Raw genomic sequence first — 17,207 nt, 5'->3', positions numbered from 1 at the left:
CGGCGTGGCTATCATGGTCCGCATGTCCGCCGCCCAGATTCCTGCCTTCCAGTTGCGCTCGCGCGATGGCGGCGCCGAGGAGAACATGGTGCTCGCGGGCATCTGGCGCCGCGCCTGGGTGTCGGCCAACCGCAGCGCCGTCCACGTCGAGCCCATCGGCCACTGGCTGCGGCGCGTGCAGACCGAATTCATCCCGCCCGCCGACGTGGTGCTGGCCGAGCGCGACGGCCAGGTGCTGGCCTTCATGGTGCTGCTCACGGCGCGCGAGTACGTGGCCCAGCTGTTCGTCGAGCCGCACCTGCGCAGCCAGGGCCTGGGCAAGGCGCTGCTCGACGAGGCCTGCGTGCGCATGCCGCACGGCTGGCGGCTGCACGTGGCCGTCACCAACACCGAGGCGCAGCGCTTCTACGAACGCTACGGCCTCGTGCGCGGCGTGGTCGACCGCCACCCCGGCAGCGGGCGCGAACGCATCGCCTACCATTGGTCGCCCAGCCGCGCGCCCTGGCGCACGGGCTGACACCCTCCGCACTTCCTTCCTGCCCCATGCGCATCCGCATCGATCACATCGCCCTCTGGACCACCGACCTCGAATGCTGCAAGCGCTTCTACGTCGACTACTTCGGCGCCACCGCCGGCGCCGGCTACGTCAACCCGGCCAAGGGCTTCGCCTCGTGCTTCCTGAGCCTGGGCGATGGCGCGCGCATCGAGGCCATGACCACGAGCACCCTCTCGCCCGTGGTCGCCGAGGCCGGCGCGCAGCGCATGGGCTGGACGCACCTGGCGATCTCGGTCGGCTCCGACGCCGAGGTCGATGCGCTCACGCAGCGGCTGAAGGCCGACGGCTATCCATTGCTCGACGGCCCGCGCCGCACCGGCGACGGCTACTACGAGAGCGTGGTGCTCGACCCGGACGGCAACCGCATCGAGATCACGTCATGAGCGTCTTTGTTCAAAGCCTGCACGAGACCTTCGAACGCCTCGGCCGCATCGAGACCCGCCGCATGTTCGGCGGCCACGGCGTGTGGCACGAGGGCCGCATGATCGCGCTCGTCGCCAAGGACACGCTGTACCTCAAGTCCGATGCCGGCAGCGCCGCGCACTTCGACGCACTCCACCTGCCGCCCTTCACCTACGTGCGCGAAGGCAAGGAAATGCCGATGTCGTACCGCCTGGCGCCGGCCGACCTGTTCGAAGACCGCGAGGAAGCCGCGCGCTGGGGCCGCCTGGCCTACGAAGCCGCGCTGCGCTCGGGCCAGCCGCCGAAGCCGAAGAAACCCAAACCCAAGACAACCCCCAAGGCCGCGAAAGCGAAGACCCGGTGAACGACCAGAACAACAACCACGGCCACCGGCTCCCCCCGCTTCCCGAGCGCGAACAGATCGCGCTGCTCGACCCCTTCGACAGCCTCGACCTGAAAGACATCGTGGTCGTCAGCTCGCTCGCCGAAGCCGAGCGCGCCGCCGACGAATTGCTCGACGCCGGCGTGGCGGGCTTCGACACCGAGTCGCGCCCCACCTTCGCGAAGAACGAAGTGTCGACCGGCCCGCACGTCGTGCAGTTCGCCACGCGCGACACGGCCTGGCTGTTCCAGCTGCACCGCGACGAATGCAACCCCGTGGTCGCGGGCCTGCTCGCGTCCACCGAACTGCGCAAGGTCGGCTTCGGCCTTTCGAGCGACCTGTCGCTGATTCGCCTGCGGCTGGCGATTGCGCCACAGGCCGTGTTCGACATCGACGACGAGTTCCGCCGGCGCGGCTACCGCCGCTCGGTGGGCGTGAAGACGGCGGTGGCGCTGATGTTCAACCGCCGCTTCGCCAAGTCGCGCAAGGCGACCACGTCGAACTGGGCGCACAAGCAGCTCACCGAGTCGCAGATCCGCTACGCGGCCAACGACGCCTATGCGTCGCTGCGCGTGTTCGACGCGCTCTTTCCGAACGACTGAACCTCCGCCCTCAGTCGCGCCCCGCTTCGAGAATCGCCTGCGCCAGCCGCTGCGGGTTCGAGAAGAACATCTCGTGACTGCCCGGGCACTCCACGAGCCGGAACAACCCCAGCCGCTCCGACAGTCGCGGATGCCACGGCAGGCTGTGCGGCAGCGCCGTGTCCTGCTGGCAGTTGACGTAAGACTTGCCCAGCACCAGCGCCGCCAGCGGCTGCTTCAGCTGGATCTTGTCGGTGAAGGTGCGGTACGGGTGCGGGTTGAGCTTGTCGTAGGCGGACTGCGCCAGCGCGAGGTCGGCGTCGTTGATGAAGGCCTCGCGCCAGATCTCGAAGGGCAGCATCACCGCGTTGTGGTTGGCCGCAGCCACCGCGTCGAACATGGTCACGTAATGCGGCGGCACCATGTCGTTGAGCGCTTCGCCGTGGAGCGGCACGAAGGCGTTGATGTAGACCAGCCGCCGCAGCCGCGCCGCGATGCGGTCGGCCACGCCCGAGATCACCATGCCGCCGTAGCTGTGGCCCACGAGCCGCACCTGCGTGAGGTCCTTGCCCTCGATGAAGCGGACCACCGAGGCGATGGCGTCGGCCAGGCCGGTGCCCGCGCGGTCGTCGCCGGGGTTGTTGCCTGCCACGGTGGGGCAATGCACGGTGTGGCCGGCCGCGCGCAGGCCGTCGGCCACGGCCTCCATTTCAGCGCCGGTGTGCCAGGCGCCGTGAACCAGAACATAGGTATCGGACATGAGTGTCTCCTTCGTTGGATGCGTCATTGGGGAATGGACCGAGGGCGACTGTAGAAAAAGCGCTGCATCGCGGATGGCCGTTGCCTGCCAGGGCGATGGCCGATTCGTGCCACCGGTCTTTCTGTGCCGTGGGTTGCCTCAATTCAATAATTCAAAGATACTTGAATAATGGAAGAAAACGATGTGGTCCGCGCCTTGGGCGCACTCGCGCAACCCGTGCGCCTGCGGGTGTTCCGCGCCTTGGTGGTGGCGGGGCCCGACGGGCTGACGCCGGGTGCGCTGACCGAAGCGCTGGCAGTACCGGCGACGGGGCTGTCCTTTCACCTCAAGGAGCTGGTGAACGCGAGCCTGGTCTCGCAGGAGCGCCAGGGGCGCAACCTCATCTACCGCGCGTCGTTCGAGCGGATGAACGGCCTGCTCGGCTACCTCACCGAGAACTGCTGCCAGGGGGAAGCCTGCCTTCCCGCGACCACCTGCGACTGCTGACCATGAAAGCTTGTGCTGTTGCACGCAGCGTGCGTGCGCTCTGGCGTGCTCCCGCCGACGGGGCACCTTGCTCCGCGAATGTCCTCCGGCCTGCGGCCTCCCCCTTGATTTCGCTGCGCAAGGCACCCCATCGACGTGAGCATGGGGCAGTGCAGTCGTTGATCGGCGAACACCAACAGCGCGTCCCCGTGCGCAGGACACTGGGTGCTTCCCGCAGCGAAATCAAGGAGGAGGCCGCAGGCCGGGGGACATTCGCGGAGGGAAGTACCCGGTGGCCTGTGCACACGCCCTGAACAGAAGAACATGATCCCCGCCCTTCTCATCTTCATCTTCACGCTCGTGCTGGTCATCTGGCAACCACGCGGCCTGGGCATCGGCTGGAGCGCCTCTCTGGGCGCCGTCATCGCCCTGCTCTTCGGCGTGGTGCAGCTCACCGACATCCCCGTCGTCTGGGCCATCGTCTGGAACGCCACCGCGACCTTCATCGCGGTCATCCTCATCAGCCTGCTGCTCGACGAAGCCGGCTTCTTCGAGTGGGCCGCGCTGCACGTGGCGCGCTGGGGACGCGGCAACGGCCGGCGGCTGTTCGCCTTCATCGTGCTGCTGGGCGCCGCGGTCTCGGCCCTCTTTGCCAACGACGGCGCGGCGCTGATCCTCACGCCCATCGTGATGGCGATGCTCGTGGCGCTCGGCTTCACGCCGGCCACCACCCTGGCCTTCGTCATGGCGGCGGGTTTCATCGCCGACACGGCCAGCCTGCCGCTGATCGTGTCGAACCTCGTGAACATCGTGTCGGCCGATTTCTTCGGCATCGGCTTCAACGCGTACGCCTCGGTGATGGTGCCGGTCAACGTCGCGGCCGTGCTCGCGAGCCTGGGCGTGCTGCTGTGGTGCTTCCGGCGCGACATTCCCGCGCACTACGACATGGCCCGCCTCAAGAATCCCGCCGATGCGATCCGCGACCGCGACACCTTCCGCGCCGGCTGGGTGGTGCTCGCGCTGCTGCTCGTGGGCTTCTTCGGCCTGGAGCCGCTGGGCGTGCCGGTGAGCGCCGTGGCCGCCTTCGGCGCGGTGATCCTGCTCGCGGTGGCGGCGCGCGGCCCGGTGATCGGCACGCGCCAGGTGTTGCGCGGCGCGCCCTGGCAGATCGTCGTCTTCTCGCTGGGCATGTACCTCGTGGTCTACGGGCTGCGCAACGCGGGGCTCACCGGCCAGATCGCCACGCTGCTGAACCTGTTCGCGCAAGGCGGCGTCTGGGGCGCGGCCATGGGCACCGGCTTTCTCGCGGCGGTGCTCTCCTCGGTCATGAACAACATGCCGACCGTGCTGGTCGGCGCGCTGTCGATCGAGGCCTCGGGCGCGGTGGGCCTCGTGAAAGAGGCCATGGTCTATGCCAACGTGATCGGCTGCGACCTCGGCCCGAAGATCACGCCCATCGGCAGCCTCGCCACGCTGCTGTGGCTGCACGTGCTCTCGAAGAAGGGCATGACCATCACCTGGGGCCACTACTTCCGCATCGGCATCGTGCTGACCCTGCCCGTGCTGGCCGCGACGCTCGCCGCGCTGGCGCTGCGGCTCAGCCTGGGCTGACCCATTTTTTCTTCTCTCAACGAGCTTGCCATGAGCGACATCACGATCTATCACAACCCCGCCTGCGGCACCTCGCGCAACGTGCTCGCGCTGATCCGCAACACGGGCGACGAGCCCACCGTCATCGAGTACCTGAAGACCCCGCCCGACCGCGCCATGCTCACGCAGCTGATCGCGGCGATGGGCGTGCCCGTGCGCGAGGTGCTGCGCCAGAAGGGCACGCCGTACGACGAGCTGGGCCTGGGCGATCCCAAGTGGAACGACGACCAGCTCATCGACTTCATGCTGCAGCACCCGATCCTCATCAACCGCCCCATCGTCGTCACGCCGCTCGGCACGCGCCTGTGCCGGCCTTCGGAGGCCGTACTCCACATCCTGCCGAAGCCGCAGCAAGGCGCGTTCGCCAAGGAAGACGGCGAAGCCGTGATCGACGCGAAAGGCCAGCGTGTCGCCAAGCCCTGATCTGCCACACGTCGACGCCGATGCGTTCCATGTTCCCCGCCTGCAGGAGCTTCTGCCCGCCGAACGCGCCACGCATGCACCACGCATCCTGCTGCTGTACGGATCGCTGCGCGAGCGCTCCTACAGCCGCCTGCTGACCGAAGAGGCCGCGCGCCTGCTGCGCGCGATGGGCGCCGAGCCCCGCATCTACGACCCGCGCGGCCTGCCGCTGCCCGACGGCGAACCCGAAGACCATCCGAAGGTGCAGGAGCTGCGCGATCTCGCGCAGTGGGCCGAGGGCATGGTGTGGACCTCGCCCGAACGCCACGGCGCGATGACCGGGATCATGAAGGCGCAGATCGACTGGATTCCGCTGGCCGTCGGCTCGGTGCGGCCCACGCAGGGCAAGACGCTCGCGGTGATGGAAGTGTCGGGCGGCTCGCAGTCGTTCAACGCGGTGAACCAGCTGCGCGTGCTGGGCCGGTGGATGCGCATGATCACCATCCCCAACCAGTCGTCGGTGGCCAAGGCCTTTCTCGAGTTCGACGACGCGGGCCGCATGAAGCCCTCGCCCTACTACGAGCGCGTGGTCGACGTGATGGAAGAGCTGGTGAAGTTCACGCTGCTCACGCGCGACTGCGCGGACCACCTGGTCGATCGCTACAGCGAGCGGCGCGAGAGCGCGGAGGCCCTGTCCAAGCGGGTCAACCTGCGCAGCATTTAGACACAGGGCCGGCAAGCTTCTTGCAACGGGGACGCCCGTTGCCCGGGCAACTCCCATGGCGGCGCGCGGCGCACCCACGTAGATTCCAGCGTAGAAAAAAGCGTCCGTTTCCGTCGCTTTCCCCCACTTTGGCCCCGCAGGAGTGTCCATGGACGCATGGTCGAGTCAGCAACTGTCCCCGCTGTACAGGCGCGAGGTCTTCCGCTCGCGCGAGGCCGAAGAGACAGACGCGCGCGTGGCGCGCGAACTGAAGCCGCACCGCAGCGCGTGGGGCGCGGGCGATGTCGATGCCATCTTCTGCCGCGCCGAGATGAGCGCACTGTCGCTGTGCATCCTGCGCTACGGCTGCGACGTCGACATCGAGCCCGACGCGCTCGGCAACTTCGTGCTGGTGCAGATGCCGCTGCGCGGCCGCGCCGACATCCACACCGGCGGACAGACGCTGCAGATCCACCCCGGCCAGGGCGCCATCATTTCCGCCCACAAGCCGGTGCGCCTGCGCTGGCATGCCGACTGCGAACAGCTGATGCTGAAGATCGAGCTCAGCCGCCTGCAGGAGGTCGCGCGCCATGCCTTCGCGCTGCGCGGCAGTGACACCGTGGGCGAGATCGATTTCGACATGCCCCTGCGCCTGGACGACGCGGCGGGCACGCAGTGGTGCCGCATGGTGGCAAGCCTGGCTTCGCTGCTGCCGCCCACGGAGTTCGAGCGTCACGACCCGCGTTGGCTCGCGCACTGCGAAGACAACCTCATGCTCTACCTGCTGTGCCACCGGCCGAACTCGGTGCTGCAGCGGCATGCCGACGCGCAGCGCGGCACCGAGGAAACCAGCCTGCGGCAACTGCGCCGGGCCGAAGAATTCATGCGCGAGCGGCTCGACTCGCTGCTCTCGCTCGAAGACGTGGCACAGGCCGCGGGCGTCACGCGCCGCGGGCTCGCCCTGCTCTTCAAGCGCCACCGCGACCTGTCGCCCGGCGAGGTGCTGCGCAACATGCGGCTCGATGCCGCGCACGCACTGCTGACACGGCACGACGGCGCCAGCGTCACCGAGGTGGCGCTGAACTGCGGCTTCTCGCACCTGAGCCGCTTTGCCGCCTGCTACCGCGAGCGCTTCGGGCAACTGCCGCGCGACACCTCGCGCGACCCCGCGCGGCTGCCCGCCGCGCGGCACTGACAACGCCTCAGGACTTCATCGCGCACTGCACAGCGGTGCGGTCCTGGTAGCGCTCCAGCACGGTGCCGATCACCTTGTTGGCGATGCGCCCACTGCCGTCCTTGGCGACCACGCGCAGGTAGTAGTTCTGGATCGGGAAGTTGTTCGGCCCGTAGCGGAAATCGCCGCGCACCGACTTGTAGTTGGCCGCCTTGATCGCCTTGAGCAGCGCGGGCTTGTCGGCCACCTTGCCGCCGACGTCGCGCACGGCCGCATCCATCGCCATGAGCACGTCGTAGGCCTGGCCGGCATAGAACGACGGGTTGCGCCCGTTGTTCTGCTGGCGGAACGCGGCCACGAAGCGCTGGTTGGCCGGGTTGTCGAGGTCGAACGACCAGTGCGCGGTGTTGAAGAGGCCGAGCATCGGCTCGCCGACGGCAGGGATCATGTCCTCGTCGGCCGAGAAGGCGGTGGAGATCAGCGCCACGTCTTTCGACAGCCCCGCGCCGACGAACTGCTTGATGAAGCTCACGCCCATCGCGCCGGGCAGGAAGAAGTACAGCGCATCGGGCTTCGAGGCGCGGATCTGCGCCAGCTCGGCCGAGTAGTCGAGCTGCCCGAGCTTGGTGTACAGCTCGTCGCCCACGGCGCCCTTGAAGGTGTGCTTGAAGCCGTTGATGGCGTCCTTGCCGCCGGGGTAGCTGGGCGCGATCATCGCGACCTTCTTGAAGCCCTTGTCGCTCGCGAACTTGCCGGCCGACTCGTAGTACGCGTCGTTCGGGTACGAGGCGCCGAAGAAGTACGGGTTGCAGCGCGCGCCCGAATAGTCGCTCGGGCCGGTGTTGCTCGACAGGTAGGGCACCTTGGCAGCGAAGAGCGACGGGCCGACGGCCAACGCGACCGACGAGCCGACGGGCCCGGTGAACAGGTCGATCTTGTCGCGCAGCAGCATGCGCTCGACCACCTGGCGCGCCATCTCGGGGTTGCCTGCCGTGTCAGCCTCGACGAACTCCACCGGCACGCCGCCGAGCTTGCCGCCCAGCTGCTTCATGGCCACGGCGAAGCCGGCCTTGGCCTCGGCGCCGCCGACGGCGAAGGGGCCGGACAGGTCCATCGCCAGACCGACCTTCACGGTCTGCGCGGTCTGCGCCTGCGCGGGTAAAGCCAGCGCGCCCACCAGGACGGTGAGCGCGCACAAGACGGATCGGGGCGTGGCCTGCGACATGAAAGGTCTCCTCGGGGTGAGTTCGTTGAACGTGGGGGGCAGCAAATGCAGGGCGCAGTCTCTGTGCCGCGGCGGCGCCCCGCTATCCGTTTCGTGCGACCGAAACCGCTGCACGAAATGGACAGACAACGCCCCGATGCGCTCCACAGAATCGCCGCCGACCCCACCACTTCGAGAGACGAACCGATGAGCGACACCATCGACATCCCGGCCGGCGACGGCACCCAGACCTTTCGCGGCTACCTGGCCTTGCCGGCCTCGGGGCGCGGCCCCGGCATCGTGCTGTGCCAGGAGATCTTCGGCGTCAATGCCTACGTGCGCGAGGTGGCCGACCTCTATGCGCAGGAAGGCTACGTGGTGCTCGCGCCCGACCTGTTCTGGCGCATGGAGCCCGGCGTCGATCTGGGCTACTCGCCCGAAGACTGGCAGCGCGCCTTCGGCTTCTTCCAGAAGTTCGACATCGACGCCGGCGTGGCCGACGTCACGGCGAGCGTGAAGGCGCTGCGCGCGCACCCGGCCTGCACCGGCAAGGTCGGCGCGCTGGGCTTCTGCCTCGGCGGCAAGCTGGCCTACCTGGCCGCCGCGCACTCGGGCGTGGACGCGGCCGTGGGCTACTACGGCGTGGGCATCGAAGGCGCGCTCGACCTCGTGCCGCAAATCAAATGCCCGATCGCCCTGCACTTTGCGGAGCTCGACCAGTTCTGCCCGCCCGAGGCCCGCGCCCAGGTGCTCAAAGCCTTCGCCGGCAAGCCCGAGGCGCAGATGTACGTGTACCCCGGCGTCGACCATGCGTTTGCGCGCACCGGCGGCGACCATTTCGACAAGCCCTCCACGCTCATGGCGCACCAGCGCTCGATGGCGCTGTTCAAGGACGCGATCGGCCCGGTGTACGACCTCTCGGCCCTGTGGGACAAGCACTGCGAGTACGAGTTCGCCACGCGCGACGTGGTCGCCACCATGGCCACGATGGTGAGCGAGCCCTACGTGAACCACATCCCGACCATGACCGGCGGCGTGGGCGCCAAGGAGCTGTCGCGCTTCTACAAGCACCACTTCATTCCGAGCACGCCGCCCGACACGCGGCTCACGCCCATCTCGCGCACCGTGGGCGCCACGCAGATCGTGGACGAGATGCTGTTCAGCTTCACCCACACGGTCGAGATCGACTGGCTGCTCCCGGGCATCGCGCCCACCGGCAAGCCGGTGGAGATTCCGCTCGTGGCCATCGTGAAGTTCCGCGGCGACAAGCTGTACCACGAGCACATCTACTGGGACCAGGCCAGCGTGCTGGTGCAGATCGGCCTGCTCGATCCGAAGGGCCTGCCGGTGGCCGGCGCCGAGACGGCGCGCAAGCTGGTCGACGAAAAACAGCCGTCGAACACGCTGATGCCGCGCTGGGAAAAATCGACCGGCCTCACCATCGCCGATCCGGCGCTGCCCCTGGGATGAGCCACACCGCCGACATGCTGGCGCTGGTCGTGGACGCGGTCACGCCGCTCACGCCGGCCATCAAGGCCTTCGTGCTGCGCTCTGCGAACGGCGAGCCCCTGCCGCCGTTCACGCCGGGTGCGCACCTGGGCGTGCAGGTGGTGCAGGCCAACGGCCACCCGGGTCAGCGTGCCTACTCGCTCGCCAAGCCGCACGACGGCTCCGACCGCTGCGAGATCGCGGTGCTGTGCGAGCCCCAGGGCGCGGGCGGCTCGGCCTGGATGCACGCGCTGCAACCGGGCACCGCGCTGGCCGCGCACGCACCGCGCAACGACTTCGCCTTGCACGCGGGCAGCGCGCCGCCGCTGCTCATTGCCGGCGGCATCGGCATCACGCCGCTGCTGTGCATGGCGCGCTCGCTCGCGGTCGAAGCGCGCCCCTTCGAGTTCGTCTACGCCACGCGCAGCGAAGAAGCCACGGCCTACCTGCACGAGGTTCGCGCGCTCGGTGGCACCGTGGTGCACGACGGCGGCGACCCGGCACGCGGCCTCGACCTGCGCGCGCTGCTGGCCGCGCCCGTGCCCGGTCGCCACCTGCATGTGTGCGGCCCGCGCGGCATGGTGCAGGCCGTGGTCGACACCGCCCGCGCACTCGGCTGGCCCGACGACCACGTGCACTTCGAACTCTTCGCCGGCGCCATCGAGCAGGCAGGCGACGCGCCCTTCGAGGTGCGCACGCTGCGCTCGGGCAAGACGCTGACCGTGGCGCCCGACCAGAGCCTGCTCGACGTGCTCATCGCCGCCGGCCTGGACCCGCTGTACGACTGCCGCCAGGGCGACTGCGGCGTGTGCGTGGTGGACGTGGTCGATGGCGTGCCCGACCACCGCGACCACAACCTCAGTCCGCGCGAGAAGGCGGACGGCAAGACCTTGTGCACCTGCGTGTCGCGCGCCAAGACGCCGCACCTGGTGCTCGACATCTGATGACGTTTCAGGAGACCCACCCGATGAATTCCGTGATCCCCATCATCCCCATGGCGGCGACAAACCCGATCGACATCCAGTCGCTCGTGCAGCCCGACCGCGTGCACAAGCGCGTCTACACCGACCCCGCCATCTTCGAGCTGGAAATGGACCGCGTGTTCGGCCAGGCCTGGATCTACATCGGCCACGAAAGCCAGGTGCCCAAGCCCGGCGACTACTTCACCACCCGCCTGGGCCGCGAGCCCGTGGTGATGGTGCGGCACACCGACGGCCAGGTGCACGTGATGTTCAACCGCTGCCCGCACAAGGGCGCCAAGCTCGTGCCCGACGGCAGCGGCAGCGCCGGCAAGTTCCTGCGCTGCCTGTACCACGGCTGGACCTTCAAGTGCGACGGCAGCCTGCTGTCGGTGCCGCTGCGCAGCGGCTACGAATGCACCGCGCTCGACCTGAAAGACCCGCAGTACGGCGTGCGCAAGGTGGCGCGCGTGGCCACGCACCGCGGCTTCGTGTTCGCCAGCCTGTCGGAAGACGGGCCCGAGCTGAAGGAGTTCCTGGGCGGCGTGGCCACGTCGCTCGACAACTTCTGCGACCGCGCCCCCGAAGGCGAAGTGGAAGTGGCCGGTGGCGTTCAGCGTGTGATCCAGCGCAACAACTGGAAGATCTTCTTCGAGAACCTGCACGACACCATCCACGCCGTGGCCACGCACGAGTCGTCGTGGCGCGCGGCCAAGGAAGAGCACGAGGCCATGCCCGCCGGCACGCCCAAGCCCTTCGAGGTGGTGATCGTCGACGGCAACGGCGAGCCGCTGGAGTTCTGGGAGAAGCTGGAGCTCAAGGGCTACGACCACGGCCACGGCTTCATGGAAGGCATCTTCGTGCCGCCCACCGACCCGGTGAGCCTGGCCTACGTGGCCTCGCTCGAAGCCGCGAAGGGCGCCGAAGAGGCCGACGCGATCCTGCGCGTGAACCGGCACAACACCATCGTGTACCCGAGCTGCTCGCCGCACACCTCCTTCCAGCAGATCCGCGTGATCCGACCGCTGTCGGTGGACCGCACGCTGGTCGAGATCTTCAGCTTCCGGCTCAAGGGTGCGCCGGAGGCCACCTTCCAGCGCACGCTCAAGTACACCAACATCGTCAACTCGCCCTCGTCGAACGTGATGCCCGACGACCTGGAAGCCTACAACCGCGTGCAGGAAGGCCTGGGCTCGGACGGCGGCGACTGGGTCAGCATGCACCGCGCCGCCGGGCGCGACCAGCCGCTGCCGGGCGGGCGCGCGTCCAACGGCAACAGCGAGATGCCCTCGCGCAACATGTTCGCGGCGTGGGCCGGGTACATGGGCGTCGACACGGGTGCAAAGACGAACGAACACACCGGGAGCGCCGAATGAACTTCCGCGACTGGAACGAACAGCAGGACCTCGCGCAGTTCCTGCACCACGAGGCCCGCCTGCTCGACGAGCACCGCTGGGACGAATGGCAGAAGCTCTTCACGCCCGACGGCCTGTACTGGGTGCCGCTGGTGCACGGCCAGGCCGACCACCTGAACCACGCCTCGCTGTTCTGCGAAGACGCCCTGCTGCGCTCGATGCGCGCGCGGCGGCTCGAGCAAGCCCGCGCCTACTCGCAGCAGCCGCCCACGCGCACCGTGCACGTGCTGGGCAACATCGCGCTCGAGTCTCGGGACGACGATGCGGGCTGCACCGTGCGCTCGACCTTCCTGCTGCTGGAGTGGCGCAAGACCGAACAGCGCACCTTCGGCGGCAGCGTGCTGCACACGCTGCGCCGCGCCGACGACGGCTGGCGCATCCAGACCAAGCGCGTCGACCTCGTCAACTGCGACGCGCCCCACGAAGCCCTGCAGGTGTTCCTGTGAAGGCCGCGCTGCTGGCGATGCACTACCAGAACGACGTGCTGCACGTCGACGGCAAGGTGCGCGTGGGCGTGGCCGCCGGCGACCCGGCGCGCCCACGCCTCATCGCCTCGGCCGCGCGGCTCATCGCCGGGGCGCGCGCGAACGGCGTGCCGGTGATCTTCGTGCGCATCGCCTTCGCGCCGGACTACGCAGACTGCCTGCGCAACTGCACGCTGTTCCGCCGCGTGGCCGAGAGCGGCGCGGTGCAGGAAGGCAGCTGGGGCGCGGGCTTCTACGACGAGCTCGCGCCGCGGCCGGGCGAGGCCGTCGTCACCCACAAGCGCAACAACCCCTTCTGGGCCAGCGGGCTCGAAGAGGCGGTGCGCGCCACCGGCGCCAGCCGCCTCTATGTGGCCGGGATCGCGACCAACCACGTCGTCGAGCACGGCGCGCGCCATGCGAGCGACCTGGGCTACGACGTGGCGGTGGTCGCCGACGCCTGTAGCACCGCGCAGGCGCACCTGCAGGCGGCCAGCCTCGAAACCCTGGCGATGCTCGCGGACGTGGTGCGCGTGGACGATGCCGTCGCGCAGATGGGAGGCCGCGCATGACCCCGCTGCAAGGCAAGGTCGCGATCGTGACCGGCGCCGCCGCGCTGCTGGGCAGCGCCATCGTGCGCGCCTTCGTGCAGGCCGGTGCGCGCGTGGTGGCGGTCGACATCGACACGGCGCGCGGCGCCGCACTGGCGGCCGATGTGGGCGCGGGCTGCCGTTTCGTCGCCTGCGACATCGCCTCGGACGACGCGCTCGATGCGCTCGTGGCCGGCACGCTGCGCACCGAAGGCCGCATCGACTTTCTCATCAACAACGCCGTGGTCTACGGCGATGCAGGCTTGGATGCCGCGCGCGCCGACTGGCTGGGCGCGCTGAACGTCAACCTCGTCTCCGGCGCGATGCTCGTGCAAAAGACCGCCGACGCGCTGGCCGCACACGGCGGCGCCATCGTGAACATGGGCAGCGTCGGCGGCAAGTTCGGCGCGGCGGGCCGGGCGCTGTACCCGGCGGCCAAGGCCGCCATCCTGCAGCTCACGCGCAACCAGGCCGCCACGCTGGCGCCGCGGGGCGTGCGGGTGAACTCGGTGTCGCCGGGCTGGACCTGGTCGGACGCGCTGTCGCGCATGACGGACGGCGACCGCGCACGCGCCGACCGCGTCGGCGCGCCGATGCACCCGCTGGGCCGCGTGGGCGACGGCGACGACGTGGCACAGGTGGTGCTGTTCCTGTGCTCGGACGCAGCGCGCTTCGTCACCGGCGCGGACATCCCGGTCGACGGCGGCTTCTCGATGCTGGGGCCCGACCAGGGCCGCTCGGCGCGCGACTGGTTCGGGGCGTAGCCGCCGTTCAGCCGCGCGACTGCCGCAGCGCGCCCGGCGTGCCGCCCAGGTGGCGGCGGCACAGGCGCACGAAATGCGAGGCGTCGGCCAGCCCGACGCGCAGGCCGATCTGCGCCACGCTCAGGCGGTCGAAGCGCGCATCGGCCAGCATGCGCTGTGCCACCTGCATGCGGCAGGCGGCCAGTGCGTTGGCGAAGGTGGTGGCGCTGTGCCCTGCCCCGCCGCCTTCGGCCAGGCAGCGGTGCAGGCTGCGCTCCGAGATGCCGAGCCCCTGCGCCACGGCCGCGGCCGTGAGGCCCGGCTCGGCATGGCGCTCGCGCGTGGCATCGAGCACGCGCTGGCGCAAGGCGGCGCGGCCGCACGGGTCGGGCATGGCCGCGCCGCCGGTCGGGCCAAGCGCCAGGGCCAGCAGACCGCCGAGCTGGTCGGCCAGCAGCGCCGCCGGCAGCGGCGGCCGCAGGGCCACCTCGGGCGACAGCGCCTGCGCGAAGCCGCTGAGCGCCGCGCCCCAGCCGCTGTGGCCGTCGATGCGGCGCGCCACGTGGTCGCCGGCGTCGGGCAGCCACGACTCGACCCACGCCGTCGGCAGCTCGATCGACACCGTGTCGGCCGACTGCTGCAGGTGGAAGGCGTAGCAGCGCCGCGAATCGACCAGCACCGCGTCGCCGGGCAGCAGGCGCGCCGAGCGCTCTTCCTGCACCGCGACCCAGGGCGAGTCGGCCTTGCACAGCAGGTAGTAGAAGTTGTGGCGGCTGTGGGCGATGGCGCGGCGCGTGCGGTACACGTCCTGCGCGCTGCCGCGCACCCGGTTCACGTGCAGCGGCCCGAGCGGCGCGGATTCGAGCGAAGCGCCGAAGCGGCCGGCCAGCGGGCTGGTCACGTCCATCTCGAGAAAGCCTTCGCAGACCGCGCCGATCCAGTAGTCCAGCCGCTGCGGCGGCGGCACGGTGTCGGTCGACCAGGTGTGGATCGCAGCAGGGGCTGCGGGCATGGCGGCGGAAGTCATCCCGCCAACATAGCCAGCCCGGGCCCGTTTGCCAAGCGGGTATAGACGCCCTCCGACGCCGCGGCGCGCGGGTGCCCGGCACAATGGCCCGCTTCATCCACCGCACACGCACGAAGGGCCCGGCACACATGAGCAAGCAAAGCGATTTCGGATTGATCGGCCTGGCCGTGATGGGACAGAACCTGGTGCTGAACGTGGAAAGCCGCGGCTTCCAGGTCAGCGTCTACAACCGCACCGAGGCCACCACCGAGGCCTTCCTCGCCGCCAACCCCGACAAGCAGCTGGTGGGCGCGAAGACGCTCGAGGAGTTCGTCCAGAGCCTGGCCAAGCCCCGCAAGATCCAGATCATGGTGAAGGCCGGTGCGCCGGTCGACCAGGTGATCGAGCAGCTCATTCCGCTGCTCGACAAAGATGACATCGTCATCGACGGCGGCAACAGCCTGTACACCGACACGGAACGGCGCGACGCCTACCTTGGAGCCAAGGGCCTGCGCTTCATCGGCGCGGGCGTGTCGGGCGGCGAGGAAGGCGCGCGCAAGGGGCCGTCGATCATGCCGGGCGGCCCGGCGTCGACCTGGGAGGTGATGAAGCCGATCTTCGAGAGCATCGCGGCCAAGGTGGACGGCGAGCCCTGCGTGATCCACATCGGCCCGGGCGGCGCGGGGCACTACGTGAAGATGGTGCACAACGGCATCGAGTACGGCGACATGCAGCTGATCTGCGAGGCCTACAGCCTGTTCAAGGCGGCCGGCTTCACGACCGACGAGATGGCCGCGATCTTCAACGAATGGAACGAGGGCGAGCTGCAGAGCTACCTGATCCAGATCACCGCCAAGGCGCTCGAACAGAAAGACCCCGAAACCGGCCAGCCGGTGGTCGACCTCATCCTGGACAAGGCCGGCCAGAAAGGCACGGGCCAGTGGACGCTGCTGAACGCGGCCGAGAACGCGGTGGTCATCAGCACCATCAACGCCGCCGTCGAGGCGCGCGTGCTGTCGTCGCAGAAGAAGCAGCGCGTGGCGGCCAGCCAGCTGCTGCAGGGGCCGAAGATCGCACTGTCGCTGGAAAAAAAGGCGTTGGTGGCCAAGGTGCACGACGCGCTCTACGCCTCGAAGGTCATCAGCTACACGCAGGGCTTCGACCTGATCCAGACCATGGGCGAGAAGAAAGGCTGGCCGCTCGACCTGGGTGGCATCGCCTCGATCTGGCGCGGCGGCTGCATCATCCGCGCGCGCTTTTTGAACCGCATCACCGACGCCTTCCGCCGCGACCCGGCGCTGGGCAACCTGATGCTCGATCCGTTCTTTCAAAACCTGCTGAACCGCACGCAGCAGAACTGGCGCGAGGTGGTGGCGCTGGCCGTGAGCAACGGCATTCCGGTGCCGGCCTTCAGCGCCTCGCTGGCCTACTACGACAGCTACCGCACGGCGCGCCTGAGCGCGAACCTGCTGCAGGCGCAGCGCGATTTCTTCGGGGCCCATACGTACGAGCGGATCGACAAACCCGAAGGCCAGTTCTTCCACACCGACTGGCCCGAAGTCATCGAATAAATAAATTGGGCTCGCCCCCAGGCTTCGCGCACTTCGTGTCGCTTCGCCAACCCCCTACCGGGGGCAACACCAGCGGCCCGGCAAAGCCGGTTCCGCGGTGTTTCTGGTGAATGCCCGCTCGCCGCCTCTTCAGGTGATGCGACTCAGCCGGCGTCGGCCAGCCAGTCGCGCACCACGCCGACCGACTGCGCCAGCGGCGCCGTCGCATCCACCGCCAGCACGCCGGCCTCGCCCACCGGCGATTCGAGCGTGGCGAACTGGTTGGCCACGAGGCTGGCCGGGAACATGTGCAAGCCAGCGCCCGCGCGCGCGGCCACGCGGCGCTCGGCCTCGGCGCGGTCGATCTGCATGAACACGAAGCGCAGGCCCGGCGCGGCGGCGCGCAACTGGTCGCGGTAGCTGCGCTTGAGCGCGGAGCAGGTCATCACGGCGCCCTGCGGCGCGTCGGCCAGGGCGCGGCCCAGCGTGGCCAGCCAGCCGGCGCGGTCGGCGTCGGTGAGCGCGATGCCGCGGCTCATCTTGTCAACGTTGGCGGGCGGATGGTGGTCGTCGCCCTCGATCAGCGGCAGCCCGAGCGCCGTGGCCAGCGCCGCGCCCACGCTGGACTTGCCGCAGCCCGAAACCCCCATCACCACGAGCCAGACCCTGTTCATGCGCACCCTTGACCTTTGTTGAAGCGGACAGGCACGTGC

The 17,207-nt window shown here is 69.3% G+C and carries 20 protein-coding genes; 16 read left to right on the top strand and 4 right to left on the bottom strand.

All coding sequences use genetic code 11. The annotated features are described in order from the left end of the window. The first annotated feature begins 22 nt into the window (after positions 1–22). The 4 genes from AC07OX_RS10495 to AC07OX_RS10480 are packed head-to-tail and all read left to right on the top strand — an operon-like array spanning position 23 to position 1,942. Positions 23–517 (top strand): GNAT family N-acetyltransferase, encoded by a 495-nt coding sequence (locus AC07OX_RS10495; protein WP_255221040.1) that lies wholly within the window; start codon positions 23–25, stop codon positions 515–517. A 26-nt stretch (positions 518–543) separates the two neighbouring features. Then, complete coding sequence (locus AC07OX_RS10490; protein ID WP_495262782.1) at positions 544–939, top strand: VOC family protein; 396 nt, start codon at positions 544–546, stop codon at positions 937–939. Beyond that, positions 936–1,322: a TfoX/Sxy family protein gene (locus tag AC07OX_RS10485; protein ID WP_495262781.1), complete on the top strand. Its 387-nt coding sequence runs from the start codon at positions 936–938 to the stop codon at positions 1,320–1,322. The genes AC07OX_RS10490 and AC07OX_RS10485 overlap by 4 nt, the downstream gene beginning before the upstream one ends. After that, positions 1,319–1,942 carry a 3'-5' exonuclease gene (locus tag AC07OX_RS10480; RefSeq protein ID WP_489057505.1) on the top strand — a complete coding sequence of 208 codons (624 nt, stop codon included), beginning with the start codon at positions 1,319–1,321 and terminating at the stop codon, positions 1,940–1,942. The genes AC07OX_RS10485 and AC07OX_RS10480 overlap by 4 nt, the downstream gene beginning before the upstream one ends. Positions 1,943–1,952: 10 nt before the next feature. On the opposite strand, the gene AC07OX_RS10475 is transcribed toward AC07OX_RS10480, so the two are convergent. Beyond that, entirely contained in the window at positions 1,953–2,681 is a 729-nt protein-coding gene (locus AC07OX_RS10475; protein WP_495262780.1) for an alpha/beta fold hydrolase, read from the bottom strand. Between the two features lie 168 nt (positions 2,682–2,849). Between AC07OX_RS10475 and AC07OX_RS10470 the strand changes: the two genes are divergently transcribed. The 5 genes from AC07OX_RS10470 to AC07OX_RS10450 all read left to right on the top strand — a co-directional run bounded on the left by AC07OX_RS10470 (position 2,850) and on the right by AC07OX_RS10450 (position 7,096). Continuing rightward, entirely contained in the window at positions 2,850–3,167 is a 318-nt protein-coding gene (locus AC07OX_RS10470; RefSeq protein ID WP_159277621.1) for an ArsR/SmtB family transcription factor, read from the top strand. 303 nt (positions 3,168–3,470) lie between these two features. Next, positions 3,471–4,757 (top strand): arsenic transporter, encoded by a 1,287-nt coding sequence (locus AC07OX_RS10465; protein WP_495260411.1) that lies wholly within the window; start codon positions 3,471–3,473, stop codon positions 4,755–4,757. 30 nt (positions 4,758–4,787) lie between these two features. Continuing rightward, on the top strand, positions 4,788–5,219 hold the full coding sequence (gene arsC, locus AC07OX_RS10460; protein ID WP_495260412.1) for an arsenate reductase (glutaredoxin): 432 nt from the start codon (positions 4,788–4,790) through the stop codon (positions 5,217–5,219). Beyond that, complete coding sequence (arsH, locus tag AC07OX_RS10455) at positions 5,203–5,922, top strand: arsenical resistance protein ArsH (protein WP_307637953.1); 720 nt, start codon at positions 5,203–5,205, stop codon at positions 5,920–5,922. Before arsC ends, arsH begins: the two co-directional genes overlap by 17 nt. A gap of 148 nt (positions 5,923–6,070) precedes the next feature. After that, positions 6,071–7,096, top strand: coding sequence for an AraC family transcriptional regulator (locus AC07OX_RS10450; protein ID WP_495260413.1), 1,026 nt, complete (start codon positions 6,071–6,073; stop codon positions 7,094–7,096). Between the two features lie 7 nt (positions 7,097–7,103). Here AC07OX_RS10450 and AC07OX_RS10445 read toward each other — a convergent pair whose 3' ends face one another. After that, the gene (locus AC07OX_RS10445; protein ID WP_495260414.1) at positions 7,104–8,300 is read right to left on the bottom strand and encodes an ABC transporter substrate-binding protein; all 1,197 of its coding nucleotides are present in this window, start codon (positions 8,298–8,300) and stop codon (positions 7,104–7,106) included. 186 nt (positions 8,301–8,486) lie between these two features. On the opposite strand from AC07OX_RS10445, the gene AC07OX_RS10440 reads away from it, so the two are divergent. From AC07OX_RS10440 to AC07OX_RS10415, 6 genes are read left to right on the top strand one after another with little or no spacing between them, the layout of a single operon-like run. After that, entirely contained in the window at positions 8,487–9,749 is a 1,263-nt protein-coding gene (locus AC07OX_RS10440; protein WP_495260415.1) for a dienelactone hydrolase family protein, read from the top strand. Further along, the gene (locus tag AC07OX_RS10435) at positions 9,746–10,711 is read left to right on the top strand and encodes a PDR/VanB family oxidoreductase (protein ID WP_495260416.1); all 966 of its coding nucleotides are present in this window, start codon (positions 9,746–9,748) and stop codon (positions 10,709–10,711) included. The genes AC07OX_RS10440 and AC07OX_RS10435 overlap by 4 nt, the downstream gene beginning before the upstream one ends. Before the next feature lie 23 nt (positions 10,712–10,734). Then, positions 10,735–12,102 carry an aromatic ring-hydroxylating dioxygenase subunit alpha gene (locus tag AC07OX_RS10430; RefSeq protein ID WP_495260417.1) on the top strand — a complete coding sequence of 456 codons (1,368 nt, stop codon included), beginning with the start codon at positions 10,735–10,737 and terminating at the stop codon, positions 12,100–12,102. Continuing rightward, the gene (locus AC07OX_RS10425) at positions 12,099–12,587 is read left to right on the top strand and encodes an aromatic-ring-hydroxylating dioxygenase subunit beta (protein WP_369644073.1); all 489 of its coding nucleotides are present in this window, start codon (positions 12,099–12,101) and stop codon (positions 12,585–12,587) included. Before AC07OX_RS10430 ends, AC07OX_RS10425 begins: the two co-directional genes overlap by 4 nt. Next, entirely contained in the window at positions 12,584–13,177 is a 594-nt protein-coding gene (locus AC07OX_RS10420; RefSeq protein ID WP_495260418.1) for a cysteine hydrolase family protein, read from the top strand. The genes AC07OX_RS10425 and AC07OX_RS10420 overlap by 4 nt, the downstream gene beginning before the upstream one ends. Further along, on the top strand, positions 13,174–13,959 hold the full coding sequence (locus AC07OX_RS10415; protein ID WP_495260419.1) for an SDR family oxidoreductase: 786 nt from the start codon (positions 13,174–13,176) through the stop codon (positions 13,957–13,959). Before AC07OX_RS10420 ends, AC07OX_RS10415 begins: the two co-directional genes overlap by 4 nt. A 7-nt stretch (positions 13,960–13,966) precedes the next feature. Here the strand turns inward: AC07OX_RS10415 and AC07OX_RS10410 are convergent, their stop codons facing one another. Beyond that, complete coding sequence (locus AC07OX_RS10410) at positions 13,967–14,965, bottom strand: AraC-like ligand-binding domain-containing protein (RefSeq protein ID WP_487863378.1); 999 nt, start codon at positions 14,963–14,965, stop codon at positions 13,967–13,969. Between the two features lie 128 nt (positions 14,966–15,093). Between AC07OX_RS10410 and gnd the strand changes: the two genes are divergently transcribed. Further along, on the top strand, positions 15,094–16,515 hold the full coding sequence (gene gnd / locus AC07OX_RS10405; protein ID WP_495260420.1) for a decarboxylating NADP(+)-dependent phosphogluconate dehydrogenase: 1,422 nt from the start codon (positions 15,094–15,096) through the stop codon (positions 16,513–16,515). Positions 16,516–16,658: 143 nt separating this feature from the next. Here the strand turns inward: gnd and AC07OX_RS10400 are convergent, their stop codons facing one another. Continuing rightward, on the bottom strand, positions 16,659–17,168 hold the full coding sequence (locus tag AC07OX_RS10400; protein WP_495260421.1) for a gluconokinase: 510 nt from the start codon (positions 17,166–17,168) through the stop codon (positions 16,659–16,661). Between the last annotated feature and the right edge of the window lie 39 nt (positions 17,169–17,207).

The organism is Variovorax sp. GW821-FHT09D07 (assembly GCF_059416345.1).
Note: the sequence above shows the minus strand (reverse complement) of the source record. Positions and strands in the feature narration are given on the sequence as shown.

Bases quoted from the DNA above. Each gene is read 5' to 3' on its own strand.
- AC07OX_RS10495 (WP_255221040.1), top strand. From the start codon at position 23: ATGTCCGCCGCCCAGATTCCTGCCTTCCAGTTGCGCTCGCGCGATGGC.
- AC07OX_RS10490 (WP_495262782.1), top strand. From the start codon at position 544: ATGCGCATCCGCATCGATCACATCGCCCTCTGGACCACCGACCTCGAA.
- AC07OX_RS10485 (WP_495262781.1), top strand. From the start codon at position 936: ATGAGCGTCTTTGTTCAAAGCCTGCACGAGACCTTCGAACGCCTCGGC.
- AC07OX_RS10475 (WP_495262780.1), bottom strand. From the start codon at position 2,681: ATGTCCGATACCTATGTTCTGGTTCACGGCGCCTGGCACACCGGCGCT.
- AC07OX_RS10470 (WP_159277621.1), top strand. From the start codon at position 2,850: ATGGAAGAAAACGATGTGGTCCGCGCCTTGGGCGCACTCGCGCAACCC.
- AC07OX_RS10465 (WP_495260411.1), top strand. From the start codon at position 3,471: ATGATCCCCGCCCTTCTCATCTTCATCTTCACGCTCGTGCTGGTCATC.
- arsC (WP_495260412.1), top strand. From the start codon at position 4,788: ATGAGCGACATCACGATCTATCACAACCCCGCCTGCGGCACCTCGCGC.
- AC07OX_RS10450 (WP_495260413.1), top strand. From the start codon at position 6,071: ATGGACGCATGGTCGAGTCAGCAACTGTCCCCGCTGTACAGGCGCGAG.
- AC07OX_RS10445 (WP_495260414.1), bottom strand. From the start codon at position 8,300: ATGTCGCAGGCCACGCCCCGATCCGTCTTGTGCGCGCTCACCGTCCTG.
- AC07OX_RS10440 (WP_495260415.1), top strand. From the start codon at position 8,487: ATGAGCGACACCATCGACATCCCGGCCGGCGACGGCACCCAGACCTTT.
- AC07OX_RS10435 (WP_495260416.1), top strand. From the start codon at position 9,746: ATGAGCCACACCGCCGACATGCTGGCGCTGGTCGTGGACGCGGTCACG.
- AC07OX_RS10430 (WP_495260417.1), top strand. From the start codon at position 10,735: ATGAATTCCGTGATCCCCATCATCCCCATGGCGGCGACAAACCCGATC.
- AC07OX_RS10425 (WP_369644073.1), top strand. From the start codon at position 12,099: ATGAACTTCCGCGACTGGAACGAACAGCAGGACCTCGCGCAGTTCCTG.
- AC07OX_RS10415 (WP_495260419.1), top strand. From the start codon at position 13,174: ATGACCCCGCTGCAAGGCAAGGTCGCGATCGTGACCGGCGCCGCCGCG.
- AC07OX_RS10410 (WP_487863378.1), bottom strand. From the start codon at position 14,965: ATGACTTCCGCCGCCATGCCCGCAGCCCCTGCTGCGATCCACACCTGG.
- gnd (WP_495260420.1), top strand. From the start codon at position 15,094: ATGAGCAAGCAAAGCGATTTCGGATTGATCGGCCTGGCCGTGATGGGA.
- AC07OX_RS10400 (WP_495260421.1), bottom strand. From the start codon at position 17,168: ATGAACAGGGTCTGGCTCGTGGTGATGGGGGTTTCGGGCTGCGGCAAG.